Source organism: Bacillus sp. FJAT-18017 (assembly GCF_001278805.1).
Classification (GTDB): Bacteria; Bacillota; Bacilli; order Bacillales; family Cytobacillaceae; genus Bacillus_D.
This window is the reverse complement of the sequence record NZ_CP012602.1, coordinates 5,085,081-5,097,595: the sequence shown is the minus strand read 5'-3', so window position 1 is coordinate 5,097,595 and position 12,515 is coordinate 5,085,081. Positions and strand designations below refer to the sequence as shown.

General features: G+C 41.7%; 14 protein-coding genes and 1 riboswitch. Of the genes, 8 read left to right on the top strand and 6 right to left on the bottom strand.

Features of this window, described 5'->3' with window-relative positions; translation table 11 throughout:
• Window positions 1-160: 160 nt before the first annotated feature.
• Together AM500_RS23900 and AM500_RS23895 are read left to right on the top strand one after the other, a co-directional pair.
• A complete protein-coding gene (locus AM500_RS23900) occupies window positions 161-1,204 on the top strand; it encodes an aldose epimerase family protein (RefSeq protein ID WP_053601454.1) in 1,044 nt (347 codons plus the stop codon).
• Window positions 1,205-1,228: 24 nt separating this feature from the next.
• Complete coding sequence (locus AM500_RS23895; protein ID WP_231688083.1) at window positions 1,229-1,633, top strand: YbaN family protein; 405 nt, start codon at window positions 1,229-1,231, stop codon at window positions 1,631-1,633.
• A gap of 338 nt (window positions 1,634-1,971) precedes the next feature.
• On the opposite strand, the gene AM500_RS23890 is transcribed toward AM500_RS23895, so the two are convergent.
• Window positions 1,972-2,460: a QueT transporter family protein gene (locus tag AM500_RS23890; protein WP_053601453.1), complete on the bottom strand. Its 489-nt coding sequence runs from the start codon at window positions 2,458-2,460 to the stop codon at window positions 1,972-1,974.
• A gap of 7 nt (window positions 2,461-2,467) precedes the next feature.
• Window positions 2,468-2,512, bottom strand: a riboswitch (PreQ1 riboswitch).
• Window positions 2,513-2,619: 107 nt separating this feature from the next.
• Here AM500_RS23890 and AM500_RS23885 point away from each other — a divergent pair.
• From AM500_RS23885 to AM500_RS23870, 4 genes are all read left to right on the top strand, one after another.
• A complete protein-coding gene (locus AM500_RS23885) occupies window positions 2,620-2,820 on the top strand; it encodes a hypothetical protein (RefSeq protein WP_053601452.1) in 201 nt (66 codons plus the stop codon).
• A 680-nt stretch (window positions 2,821-3,500) separates the two neighbouring features.
• Window positions 3,501-4,412 carry an NAD-dependent epimerase/dehydratase family protein gene (locus AM500_RS23880; protein ID WP_053601451.1) on the top strand — a complete coding sequence of 304 codons (912 nt, stop codon included), beginning with the start codon at window positions 3,501-3,503 and terminating at the stop codon, window positions 4,410-4,412.
• A gap of 560 nt (window positions 4,413-4,972) precedes the next feature.
• Window positions 4,973-5,638, top strand: a complete 666-nt coding sequence (locus AM500_RS23875) for a serine/threonine protein kinase (protein ID WP_053601450.1) — start codon at window positions 4,973-4,975, stop codon at window positions 5,636-5,638.
• A gap of 180 nt (window positions 5,639-5,818) precedes the next feature.
• Window positions 5,819-7,144, top strand: a complete 1,326-nt coding sequence (locus AM500_RS23870) for a hemolysin family protein (RefSeq protein ID WP_082347449.1) — start codon at window positions 5,819-5,821, stop codon at window positions 7,142-7,144.
• Window positions 7,145-7,248: 104 nt separating this feature from the next.
• On the opposite strand, the gene AM500_RS23865 is transcribed toward AM500_RS23870, so the two are convergent.
• The gene (locus AM500_RS23865; protein WP_043931233.1) at window positions 7,249-7,368 is read right to left on the bottom strand and encodes a DUF4023 domain-containing protein; all 120 of its coding nucleotides are present in this window, start codon (window positions 7,366-7,368) and stop codon (window positions 7,249-7,251) included.
• A 190-nt stretch (window positions 7,369-7,558) separates the two neighbouring features.
• Between AM500_RS23865 and AM500_RS23860 the strand changes: the two genes are divergently transcribed.
• The gene (locus AM500_RS23860; protein WP_053601448.1) at window positions 7,559-8,776 is read left to right on the top strand and encodes a benzoate/H(+) symporter BenE family transporter; all 1,218 of its coding nucleotides are present in this window, start codon (window positions 7,559-7,561) and stop codon (window positions 8,774-8,776) included.
• 201 nt (window positions 8,777-8,977) lie between these two features.
• On the opposite strand, the gene AM500_RS23855 is transcribed toward AM500_RS23860, so the two are convergent.
• Window positions 8,978-9,427, bottom strand: a complete 450-nt coding sequence (locus AM500_RS23855) for a hypothetical protein (protein WP_053601447.1) — start codon at window positions 9,425-9,427, stop codon at window positions 8,978-8,980.
• A gap of 300 nt (window positions 9,428-9,727) precedes the next feature.
• Here AM500_RS23855 and AM500_RS25700 point away from each other — a divergent pair, with 300 nt between their 5' ends.
• Entirely contained in the window at window positions 9,728-9,946 is a 219-nt protein-coding gene (locus tag AM500_RS25700) for a hypothetical protein (RefSeq protein ID WP_156319893.1), read from the top strand.
• Between the two features lie 37 nt (window positions 9,947-9,983).
• Here the strand turns inward: AM500_RS25700 and AM500_RS23850 are convergent, their stop codons facing one another.
• The 3 genes from AM500_RS23850 to AM500_RS23840 all read right to left on the bottom strand — a co-directional run bounded on the left by AM500_RS23850 (window position 9,984) and on the right by AM500_RS23840 (window position 12,305).
• Entirely contained in the window at window positions 9,984-10,559 is a 576-nt protein-coding gene (locus tag AM500_RS23850; RefSeq protein WP_053601446.1) for a histidine phosphatase family protein, read from the bottom strand.
• Between the two features lie 66 nt (window positions 10,560-10,625).
• Window positions 10,626-11,345: a DUF3784 domain-containing protein gene (locus tag AM500_RS23845; protein WP_053601445.1), complete on the bottom strand. Its 720-nt coding sequence runs from the start codon at window positions 11,343-11,345 to the stop codon at window positions 10,626-10,628.
• Between the two features lie 303 nt (window positions 11,346-11,648).
• Entirely contained in the window at window positions 11,649-12,305 is a 657-nt protein-coding gene (locus AM500_RS23840; RefSeq protein WP_053601866.1) for a CAP domain-containing protein, read from the bottom strand.
• Window positions 12,306-12,515 lie beyond the last annotated feature (210 nt).

Below are 12,515 nucleotides of genomic sequence, written 5' to 3'. Positions count from 1 at the left end.
AGTTTAAAAAGGCATGCTTTTTACTTAATAAGAAGCATCAAAGTGTATAAAAGGAAATAGGCTTGTTTTTAGTTTATTATAAATAGTATAAAGGCCTAGGGATAATACCATCCTGATTAAAAAAGGGATGGTGATAATAATACGGTGAGGAGATGGAGAATTGGAAATCACGAAAAAATTTTTTGGGGAAACAGGCGGGCAAGAGGTCCATGCTTATAAACTAACAAATAATAATGGCATGAGTGTGACATGCCTCGATTATGGCTGTATTATCAATGAACTAAATGTACCAGGCAAAGAGGGAACACCTGAAAATGTGGTCCTTGGCTTTGCGTCAATTGAGGAGTATATCGAGCACTCTCCTTATTTTGGATCGGTTGTCGGAAGGGTTGCCGGACGGATAAACAAAGGAAGGTTTTCACTCGATGGCAAGGACTATCAACTTGCCCAAAACGATGGCCAAAATCATCTGCATGGCGGGTTAAAAGGTCTCGATAAGGTTGTCTGGACGGCCAAAACAAGCCGGGCGGGTGAGAATGCAAAAATCGAATTTACATATGTAAGCCCGGAAAATGAGGAAGGCTACCCTGGAACGGTTTCATTCAGGACAGCTTATACAATTACTGAAAACAATGAATTGATTAGTGAGTATTATGCAACGACCGATAAGAAAACTCTTATTAATTTGACTAATCATAGTTACTTCAACTTGAGCGGCAATTTTAAATCAACTATACTGGACCACATTTTGCAAATTGACTCTGATGGGTTCCTTGAACTTGGCAGTGATTTGATTCCGACAGGCAAAACTCTTGATTCCCAGGGTACAGCCTTTGATTTTAGGATGGGAAGGAAGATAGGTGACGGGACAGTGTCGAACCATGAGCAAAATCTACTTGCTGGCCGAGGGTACGACCACCCATTTGTGCTATCGGGCTCCAAAGGCATCTCGCTAACTTGTCCTGAAAGCGGGCGTATACTGGAGGTGGAAACAAACCAACCGGCAGTTGTAGTTTATACCTCCAACCAGCTTGAGGGCGATTTTACCCTAAATGGAGGAGTGAAGCCGCAGCCTTATCTTGCTGTCTGCCTTGAAACACAAAAGCATCCAGATGCCATCAATCATCCGGATTTTCCTTCTATAGTACTTGAAAAGGGAGAAGAGTATTATTCTTATACAAAATACTCCTTTAAAACGAAATAGTTTTATTGGAAAGAGCAGGGGGCGGTGGATATTTTAAGAAAAACGGTACGGCTGGCATTTATTCTGGCCGGCTTCCTTTCACTGGGCCTAGGTATAATTGGTATATTTCTTCCAGTAATCCCGACCACCCCCTTGCTCTTACTTGCGTCCTACTGCTTTATGCGGGGTTCTGAAAAGTTTGAGATTTGGTTCAAGGGTACCAGGATTTATAAGGAACATCTCGAAGGTTTTGTAAAGAAGCGGGAAATGACAGCAAAACAAAAGGCAGTCCTTCTGATTTTCGCCGACTGTATGATCGCTATTCCTTTTTTTCTTACTGACAGCTTAATACTAAGGGTTTTCCTTGCAATTGTAGTCATTTACAAATACTATTATTTTTTCACAAAAATAAAAACGGCTAGACCCGAAAACAATAGCCAGGAAGCGTGACTGCGAAAGCCCTCAAAGGGGCTTTCGCATGCGCTCAGGCAATGTGTTCGGATGCTGAATCAGTTTCCTCTCCATCGTCTAGCTTACCGATATAATCAATGAGAAAGTGCAATATAATAAGCGGTATGATGGAACCCAGACTTATCTACAGAAATGCGAAGAACAGGCCAATAATGGAAGTTATAATGGGTATGGATGGAAATCACAAACCTTAATTGTAAGAAAATGAAAAAATTATGGATGTACTAAAATTCTTTGTGATTCCCGTTGGGGAGCGGATATCAACAGAGTCATTGCCATAAAAAAGACCAAACCGCATTTGCGATTTGGTCTTAACTTTATCCAACAAGTTTTTCAAAATTGACACGTTTATGGATAGCATACATGATAGGAGCGCCAACAGCGAGAACGACAAATTCACCGATAGCCACCGTAAGCCATGTATACAAAAACGGGAAATCGAGCGCAATGTTCAGCTCCCAGGCAATCAGAAACATGGTTACCGTGAAAACTGTTGTGTTAATTGCCATTCTTGCCCAAATCCCTTTTACATAGCGGGAAGCAAAAATGGTAATCAGGAGTGCAATGACGGATTGGCCAAAGCCAAATATAAGGTCAAGTACACCAAGCGTTGAAAAGAAAAGGTTCGCCAGGAATACACCAAGAATAATGCCAAAGAAGTACTTCTTGTTGAATACAATGAGATGGTTGAACATCTCGGAAACCCGGAATTGAACGGCTGAGAATGCCAGAGGCTGGATCAACATGGTCACAGCAATGTACAAAGCAGCAATAATACCGTTTACTGCAAGTGTTCTAATATTCATAACGTCTCTCTCCTTAGTTTTTTATCGTGGGAGGTTCTCGAACCACGCGGTTTTGCCCGAAGGTACCATTATAGACCCTATCATAAGTTCCCGTCAATGGTTTCCGTTGGCATTTCTTAGCTAGCCCATTCATATCGATAGTAGTATGGAGGCGATAAAATGGTTTCGGTTATTAACTGCACTAAACGTCCGGGATTTCTGGATACTCTATACAGTAATTTCAATAGGCAGGATTATGAAGTGAAAGAGCTTATCCTTGTCATGCACGGTATAAATGAATTAGACACAGAATTAATTGCTGATATCCCCGTTGTAAAATCGTGCATTTACCGAAAGAAATGCCGCTGGGCACCTGCCTGAATGTGGGGGTTAAACATACAAGTCTTATTTAGTTTACTTTAAAGAGGACGAATTACTTTCAATATATAAACCGGGTAAGGGGGAAGGGGCGATTAAAGAAACTGCGGATACCCTGGGAGGAGCAACGCTTGTATTGATAGAGTGAAGGCTTCCTCGTCTTTTCAAAAAGCCATGTTTGGGGAGCTGGACCCAATCATAAGAAATCAACCTGAAAAATCATAATCATGTTCCTACCTTAATCGACTGGGATATCCCCCTCTTTCAACGGCCACAGCATCTTGCCTTAAACTTTGCCAAGGCAGGTGTCATTTATTTATAAGGTACAGCAACTGGCAACTGTTTTTGGAGTTAGAACACTTTTGCAGCTTTGTAGTGAAGTTGAATTTTAGATTAAAAAAATTTTGAATTTTACCAAATAATGGTCGTGTGTGTTTGGTTATATCTCCCTTCTTAGAATCAGTAACCCTCTCTATAAATCCGTTGGAAAAATTTTGGAAACTGTTAAACAGCCCCTAGCTTAATCTAACAGGTAAATCTGCCCTTACAAAAACACCCTATCTGACATAGGGTATAAAGAATTGTTTTTTATTTATCTAAAAAAATCAATGCGAAATTGGCCCTCAGCCTATAGCCAGGGGGCGATATGTTAAATTCCTTCATAATAGAAAGGCGGAAATAATTTGAAGGTACTAGTAACAGGTGGAGGAGGCTTTATTGGATCCCATGTTGTCGATATGCTGCTAGTGGAGAACTACCAAGTTGCTGTCGTTGATAATTTTTCTTCCGGTATGGAGAGGAATGTGCCAGGAGGTATTGCCTATTACGCAATGGATTTGAACGATTCCGGCTTAGAGAACGTATTTTTGACAGAAAAACCGGAGATTGTCATACATTTTGCAGCTCAAGTTTCCGTGAAGAAATCGATCGACAATCCCTTTGATGATTGCAGGCAAAATATTAATGGGACCATCAAACTTTTAGACTGCTGCCAAAAATACCAGGTGAAAAAAATCATTTATTCATCATCTGCAGCAGTATATGGAGCACCGAAGTATATCCCAATTGATGAAAACCATCCACTTGCTCCGGAGTCATTCTATGGGCTGTCAAAATTAACAGGAGAGACGTATATCCAACTTTACTCAAAGCTATTTAACTTAAATTATACGATTTTACGGTATGCGAATGTATATGGGCCAAGGCAAAGCATTAAAGGGGAAGCGGGAGTAATTCGGAGTTTTTTGGATAGTTTTATGCTTAACCGGCCCTTGACAATGTATGGCGACGGCAACCAGCGGAGAGATTTTGTTTTTGTTAAGGATGTAGCTGCTGCCAATCTTCAGGCTATTCATCATGGTGATTATCAAACGATTAATATTAGTTCCAATACAACAAAGTCTATTAATGATCTTATTTTTCTCCTTTCCCTGCTAACAGATAACCGCCCGGAAATCGTCCAGTTGCCAGAACGGGCTGGCGATATACGGAATAGTTGTCTCCTAAATCAGAAAGCCCTTGAAGTGCTTCACTGGTTCCCGAGAGTTTCATTAATCGAGGGAATAGAAGAAACCATCGAGTCTTTAAAATCATAAGATAAGAGGTAAAGTATAGGGATTACTTATGGAAAATCTTGTTAGTACGTTTATAAATACCATGCGTATGAGCAGCAGGCGGCAGAGGCTATTAATGTTTTAAAAAATTCGGTAGCGGCGGAAGTGTCTGAATGACTGAAAAAGCACATATCCGATTAAGTTCTCTGAGTTTATTTCAGCCGGTAAACCGGTTGTTACATCACTTTTTCTTAGATTGGAAAAATACGGCTGGATTTCAATGACGAAGAATCACTTAAAAAAGCATATTGAATAAGTGAGCTTCAATCTTTAAGAAATTAATCTCCTGGTTGTTGGTGAGCGGGATAAAGTAATGACTGATACCGAATTGGTATCAGTTTTTATATTTTTAAAGAGCTGGAAACTACTTTTGGGCTTGATGTAGTTTTGGACGGATGCTATTTAGTTCAGGAAAGTATAAAATAAAGAAATAGTCTCTTATTCCCTTGTGAAATCATGATGCTTAAAGGCACCTTTTCCTGCTTGTGAATAAAATAGACTATCGGCCATAAACGCCAGTCTTCAATAAAGGTGTGAGAGATATGAGATTATATCAGGAACTGGCTCAAAGTGTGACGTATAAAAAAAGAGGCATGAAAATTGCCATCCTAAATCAGGATGAAAATCTTACCTTTGTTGGGGCAGGACGCAGTGCCTGTGTGTTTAGGGTCGGAAAAACTGACAAAGTGCTGAAGGTATATTATCCCTCCTTTGTCCACATTGCCAATGAAGAGGCAGAAATTTATCGCCTTCTGGAAGGACTGGAATACTTTCCAAAACTATACGAAACCGGTACCAATTACATTGTCATTGACTATATAGCAGGGGTTACTCTCTTTGAATGCCTGATTAAAGGTATTCATATTAAGGAAGAAAAAATAACCGGAATAGATTATGCACTTTCCCAGGCCCGGCAGCGCGGGCTTAACCCTTCAGATATCCATTTAAAGAATATTTTTATAACCTTTAGCGGAAAAATAAAGATAATCGATGTGGCGCGGTTTCGACAGACCAAGCAGTGTAAACAATGGGAAGACTTGAAAATGGCCCATTCTTTCCTGTATAAACATGGCTGGTTTCCCAAAAAACTGCCGCAAAAGCTGTTAAATCTGATAGCGATGATTTATAAAAAGCGATTTATACCTAGCTTCAAAAGGGAAAGAAAATCCGTTTTTAAGGTAGGAAATGCCAAAGAGGTACAGCGATAGTAGAGTGATTATTATTGTTTGACAAGACTATTCATAGAAAATACGATACAATATAAAAGTGAACCTTCCATTGGTGGGAGGGGTTATCCTGCATAATAATGGAATAACATACGATAACTGATAAGAAAAGGCTTCATTTCTGAAGCCTGGTTACTTTCCATACTTGGGAGCTGGTCTTTGTTGTTAACGGAAATACTGGTGCTAGTTATACTTATCATTCTGAATGCATTTTTTGCAGCATCCGAAATTGCACTCATCTCCTTGAATGATAATAAGATTAAAATTATGGCTGAAGGCGGAAATAAAAAGGCAAAAGCACTGGAAAAATTATTGTCTCAGCCGAGTCGATTCCTAGCAACGATTCAAATAGGGATTACCCTTGCAGGATTCATGGCGAGTGCTTTCGCCGGACAAAGTTTTGCTGGCAGGCTTGCTGCCTGGCTTTATGAAGTAGGAGTCCCGTTTGACCGGGGTGTTCTAGAATCCTTATCCCTCGTCGTTATTACGCTTGTTATTTCTTATTTTACCCTCGTCCTGGGTGAACTTGTACCAAAGCAGATTGCAATGCAAAAAGCTGAACCTATAGCATTTTTTGCGGTAACTCCGTTGACGGTTCTATCAAAGGTGACCAAGCCGTTTGTTAAATTTCTGACTCTATCGATGAACAGTGTTGTCCGTGTGTTTGGAATTGATCCAAATGCCGAGGAAGAGAATGTGACAGAGGAAGAAATCCGGATGATGGTTGATGTCGGTAAGGAAAAAGGAACCATCCAGGAAGAAGAACGTGTCATGATTAATAATATTTTTGAGTTGGATAACAAGACAGTTTCAGATATCATGACGCATAGAACAAATATCGTCGCATTGCCGATTGACTCTACTCTGTTAGAAACAGTCCGTGTTGTGAATGAAGAAGGATACACCCGTTTTCCGGTTTACGAGGAGCATATTGATAACATTGTCGGGATTCTCCATGCAAAGGATTTGATTCAGTTTGTTGAAAACAGAGGGGAAGATGCCTTCAACATGAAGAATCTGTTGAGGGATCCGTTCTATGTCCTGGAATCCCAGCGCATCGATCATCTTTTTAGGGACATGCAAACAAACAATGTCCATATGGCAATCGCGATTGACGAATATGGCGGTACAGATGGCATTGTTACAATTGAGGATGTCATTGAAGAAATTGTCGGGAACATTTTTGACGAATATGATGAGCCTGGCAATGAAGAAGAAGAAATTAAGATGATTGATGAACGGACATACATGATTGACGGTACAACCAATTTGTATGAAGTGGAAAATCTGCTTAAGATTGACTTGCCAATTCAGGAGTACGATACGCTGAGTGGTTTCATCATTGGACATCTTGGTTATATTCCAAGTGAGCTAGAGCAGCATACAGTTCAGCATGGAAATGTTCTGTTTACGGTCGAGGATATGAACGACCGCCGGATTACAAAAGTCCGGGCAGAAGTTCTCGAAGCTGAAGAGGATGAAGATTAAAAAAGGCTTTGCAGCTAACGGCTGCAAAGCCTTTTTGGTTGGCTCTTACTGATATAACGGGAATTTTTAAATTTTCGAACTTAGCTATTACTTTTTAATTCTACTCAGTGCTGTTTATTCGGGAGCTCCCTGCTTGGATTTCCCTTTCCCTGACGTTTTTTATTTTCTTCATCTTTCCGTTGCTTCTCATGAAGCTTTTCCACAAATTCATGTGTATTGTCCATCCCTATTCCCTCCATCACAATTAGCATAGAGTTATTTTTGGCAAATGCCTTCCAATGTATGCGGGGTTTGGACTGAAAAGCTCTTACTAAATTTGCTAAATTTATTGTTTTTAATCCAAACTTCGCTAATATAGGCAGTAGATAAAAAAGTGTTTAATGCTACAAACTTATCTAACATATGGGGGCAAACATGGGGGAGCCAAGACGGCGTGTAGATATTCGAGACGATTCATTTAGAGGGAATAAAAAAAAGACGGCTTTTCAGGATTTAACGGGCCAAGCGGTTTCAGCGGGGCTCATCTCTTCTACTTTAGTAATGACAGGGCCTGCATTGATTATTTTACAAGCAGCGACGGCGGGTAATTTTACCAGTGAGCAAACGATTAATTGGATGTTCGCTGTATATGTTTTTGGCGGACTATATGGGATTGTCATGCCCCTTTGGTTTAAAGTTCCCATCACTGGAGGCCATTCAATTTCAGGGGTTGCCTTTTTGGCAACAGTAACAGCACATTTTACATATTCTCAGCTCATAGGTGGCTATGTAATGTCAGGCCTGATAATTTTGTTAATCGGCGTTTCAGGCCTCTTCACCAAAATTATCAGGTGGGTACCCAAAGAAGTGATTGCTGCAATGCTTGCTGGGCTAGTGACCAATTATGTCGTCCAGCTTGTCGAGGGAGTTAAGGGCCTGCCTATGGTAGGCGGTTTAGCATTAGTTGGATTCTTTGTTAGCACGAGAATGTCAAAACGTATTCCGGCAGTTGTGGTTGCGGTTATGGTTGCATTTATTGCCATGTTGTTAACCGAAGATATCACTATATCATCAAATGGGCTTTCCTTTGCTTTACCATCTCTGCAGGTTCCGGAATTTACATGGCTAGGTTTCATCACGCTTGCATTGCCTCTTGCTATGCTTATTTTGAGCAATGATGTAGCAACCGGGATAGGTGCCCTTGAGAGTTCGAAATTCAAAACGCCAATACGAAAAGTGGTTTCTTTTAGCGGGATTTTCTCGATAATAGCTAGCTTTTTCGGCGGCCAAAGTGCAAACATTGCAGGAATGATGACTGCGATCTGTTCCAATCCGGAGGCAGGAGAAAAACAAAAGAGATATATGGCTTCAGTAGTTTCAGGAATATTAACCTTATTCTTTGGTGTGTTCTCGTGGAAAATTGTGCCCTTCATTCAAGCCTTGCCGCAGGCCTTTATTGCAATATTGGCAGGCTTTTCACTGTTAGGCGTGCTCCTTTCCAGTTTGCAGATGGGTTTTTCCAGTGAGAAATTCCGCTTAAGTGCGTTGTTTGCTTTCCTGATTGCCTTATCAAATGTATCGTTTTTTCATATCAGTGCTCCGGTATGGGGATTGATAGTTGGGGCGATTATTGCTAAAACAGTGGAGAAATAGTTAAAGGTGTTTCTTGGAGGTAAGGGAGTTATAGCTTTCGTTTCGAAATTGTTCGAAACCTGCACCAGCATTGGGTTAAACACTATTTAATCAAACGTTTGATTAATAATTTTTTACTAAAAAAAGAAGTGAAAAAGGAATCGATTACTCAAAAAAATAAAAAGCCTCTCCCGTTAAGTTCGGAAAAGACTGTTTATAGTGTTATTTCACTTCTATCACAAACGCATATCCGGAAGAACCTTTTTCCCAGCTTCCATACATACTATAGACGTAAATCCCTTTTTCGTCGGGAGCAGTAAGGATATTTCCATTCAGGGACGCGGCTACTGCTCCAATATCACTGACCCAGCGGCTGATTCCTACTGTATCTTCTATAGGGATTTTTTTAAATGCGATCTTTATTTCTTCACCAGGGGACACGACGATTGGTTTAAGGTTGTGCAGCTTTACCAATTCTGGCGGTGATGGAGTATCCTCGCATCTCGCTCTAATATAGCCTTCCCAGCAAAAGGACCCCTGTGCTGCTGAAACACTTTGCTCCCCAGCAGAAACAGACAATACAGGCGGCCCAAAGGGAATGATCGACAATACCCCGTATAACGCTGCCATAAACGTCAGCACAACTGTTACATTTTTTAAAAGCTTATCCATGCTCATCCCCCCGGATGAAGTTTTCTTACCTATTAGACGGGGAAGCCATATGTAAAGTTGCTAAAAGTAGTACGATATTTTTAATGCAATAAAACATACATTAAGCTTCACTGACAATTCAACAATTAGAACCGAGCACGATAAAGGTGGTGGAGCGAAAGGAGAAATTAACTTTCCTAGCTGTACTTTTACCCGTTACTTTTTTGGGTCTGTATTTTTGCGCAGCTCTGCCCTTTTTCCTCAAAAAGGCCCCCTTCTTAAAACAGAAGAGGGCCACACGGAAGGAGCAGGAATTAAACTATGAGTTTAGCATTCAGCCGCCATTGCATTAGTTGGTCATGGGTCAAGGGTGACAAAGTAAGTGGACAGTGGTCATTGGTTTGCCATTGCCATTACATAATACCATCTATATGGGATTTTAGTCTCGCTCAAGTGAAAGGCTTTGCCAATCCGCTATCATTGGAACTCTCTTTTTATCCGGACTGGATTGAGTCGAAGGAGAAAATTCGCATCAAGTAACAAATGAGGCAGAATCACAATTGATTCTGCCTCATTCTTATCTCAAGTGCTTCGTGCAATTATACAAGCCACACTCCCAAATTTCATCTGATTGGGTGACAATCGTAACGGCAGTGTTATTAAGCCGTGCGGTCTTTTCCAGGCCAGGCACCAATTCTAAAAGGACTCTCCGGATAAATGCACCATGGCTGACAATCAGTACATTTTTGCCAGGATGGGCCCCCTGTATATCAGCCAATGCGGCAAATCCGCGTTCCAGCACATCCTCATTTTTTTCAAATCCTAAATCGAGGTTACGCCACTCAGTGCCCCACTTGGCAACTCTCTCCGATTCAATTGTACCTTCAATCTGTCCGAAGCTTACCTCACGCAGCCGGGAATCAAAATGGATTTCTCCAATTCCCAGCCTGCCGGCAATCACTTCAGCTGTTTTCCTTGCTCGAAGGAGAGGGCTTGCGTAAAGATAATCCCATTTTTCGCTTGAAAGCCTTTCTGCAAGCAGGCCAGCTTCGTTAAGTCCTCCCTGATCGAGCGGAATATCGGAGCTTCCCTGTATCCGGCCTTCCTTATTCCAGGCTGTGCTTCCATGCCGGATAAATCCTAGTGTCGTCATATTTTCCTCCAAAAACTATTATAATAATTTGTTATTTACCAATGGAAACCTGCCTAACCTTCATCATCATTGAATCCTGCCTGTAAGCTTTTTCTCCCAGGCTCGGGTCTTGGAGGCACTCTGGGCGTTAATAAATATATCCTCATCTTTTGTTTTTATATGAAGGTAAGGAGGTACCCCCTTTTGAATGAACAGCAGACTCGTCCCATAGCCGGTTACCTTGAATTTTCCTTTTGCAACGGTTTCCAGGCCAAATCCGTTCACCTTCCAGGTTACTTCTGGCATGTCATCGAGGAGGCTGACTGCTTCTATTTCCGCGTATGTCCATGAATCCCCGTACATTCCAGTAACTTCAAAGCTTTCTTCTTTTAAAATTAGCTTCGGATCCTGATAGCCCAAAAACATCAGTATCCCGATTAAAATAATCGTCACTGATCCAATGCTTATGCTAATAATATAGCTCTTTTTTCGCTTTTGTGGGACCTCGTAGCGTGAGAGATATATGAACCCTCCAAGCAGGAAAACCAGCATGAAGCCAAAATTGACTTCAATCGCATATGGAAATGACGTAAAAATTAGCGGAAGCAAAACAATCATTCCGATTGCGGTCCCTATTAGCAGGCTGCCTGTTCTCTGTGGGTAGCCCCGTTCGATAAGCTGGGTTTGTTCCTCCTTAGGCCTGATTGAAAAGCCTGATATTAGCCAGTACGCTCCCCGCCTTAAACCCCATCCAAGAAAAAGGAACAAAACGGCAGTGCCGAGTTGAATACTAAATAGCAGCCACATAAAAACGCCCCCTTCATCACACACTTAGCATACTATATACAGGAAAAAAGTTCATTCCGTATAGAAGGGTTTATACTCTTTAAAAGCTGCCGGTTTTAAAGAATATGAGATGAGAAGCATACGTTTACCTTTTAAAAAATGGGAGCTATATGTGCCAAGCGCTGGTGTACGGAGCTAAAAAAGTAACACAACAAAATGCAGCTAGGTAGAGGAAATCGAAGAGGAGCAGGCAGTAATAAGAGCCGAGTTCCAAGAAGGAACCGGCTTTTCAGCTTCTTTGCCAATTAACGCGCAACCGCTGTTTTATTTCCCGATGAACATTTGTGTCCAGTGGTTGCTGTTTTGCAGGAACCCTACCCCGATATGGGTGAATTCCCTGTTCAAAATGTTTCGGCGGTGTCCTTCAGAGTTCATCCAAGCTTGTACGACTTCTTGAGCAGAACGCTGTCCTACAGCGATATTTTCACCTGCAGTCCGGTACGAAACGCCGAAGTCGCGCATCATATCAAACGGTGACCCATATGTTGGGCTTGTATGGGAAAAGTAATTGTATTGTGCCATGTCTAAAGATTTTCTTTGGGCAACACCGCTTAGCTGTGTATCAGCCTGTAATGGCGGGAGCCCATTTTGCTGGCGCTGGACGTTCGTTAAGTCAATTACTTGTTTGGCCATTTGGCTAATTCCAGGTGCTGCAGCAGGCTGCTGGCGATTCGTTGTTTGTTGCTGTGGTAATTGAGCTGTACCTTGTTGCTGTCCCAGTTGTGGGTAAAAGCCCTGCCCCTGTTGTCCGGCACCTGGCAGCTGTCCCTGATTCGTTACCGGAGGCATTGCCCCGGGTATTTGCTGTTGGTTTTGCCCTTGTTGGTTTATTGCGCGGTTTTGATCGTCCATCCGTACAAATTGGTATTCTGCTGGACGGATCAAAACTGGTTGTGTGTGAGGGTAATTTCTACTCGACATGGATGTTTGGATGCTGGATAAATCATTGCGGCCAAACCAGTTTCCATTGTCGTTTTGTTTCTCGTTTTGCTTTCCATCTCTCCTGTCATTTCCAAAAGTGCCTGAACGTCCTTCACGGTCATCATCGTTATGACCTGGGTCCCATTCCTCGGTTAATAGCCCTTCATTATCCATTCCGAAGAAGTCATTGTTGTCGTCCCTGTCCCCATT

Bases quoted from the DNA above. Each gene is read 5' to 3' on its own strand.
- AM500_RS25700 (WP_156319893.1), top strand. From the start codon at position 9,728: ATGAGTTTAGCATTCAGCCGCCATTGCATTAGTTGGTCATGGGTCAAG.
- AM500_RS23850 (WP_053601446.1), bottom strand. From the start codon at position 10,559: ATGACGACACTAGGATTTATCCGGCATGGAAGCACAGCCTGGAATAAG.
- AM500_RS23890 (WP_053601453.1), bottom strand. From the start codon at position 2,460: ATGAATATTAGAACACTTGCAGTAAACGGTATTATTGCTGCTTTGTAC.
- AM500_RS23855 (WP_053601447.1), bottom strand. From the start codon at position 9,427: ATGGATAAGCTTTTAAAAAATGTAACAGTTGTGCTGACGTTTATGGCA.
- AM500_RS23865 (WP_043931233.1), bottom strand. From the start codon at position 7,368: ATGGACAATACACATGAATTTGTGGAAAAGCTTCATGAGAAGCAACGG.
- AM500_RS23860 (WP_053601448.1), top strand. From the start codon at position 7,559: ATGGGGGAGCCAAGACGGCGTGTAGATATTCGAGACGATTCATTTAGA.
- AM500_RS23885 (WP_053601452.1), top strand. From the start codon at position 2,620: ATGGTTTCGGTTATTAACTGCACTAAACGTCCGGGATTTCTGGATACT.
- AM500_RS23845 (WP_053601445.1), bottom strand. From the start codon at position 11,345: ATGTGGCTGCTATTTAGTATTCAACTCGGCACTGCCGTTTTGTTCCTT.
- AM500_RS23875 (WP_053601450.1), top strand. From the start codon at position 4,973: ATGAGATTATATCAGGAACTGGCTCAAAGTGTGACGTATAAAAAAAGA.
- AM500_RS23840 (WP_053601866.1), bottom strand. From the start codon at position 12,305: ATGTCGAGTAGAAATTACCCTCACACACAACCAGTTTTGATCCGTCCA.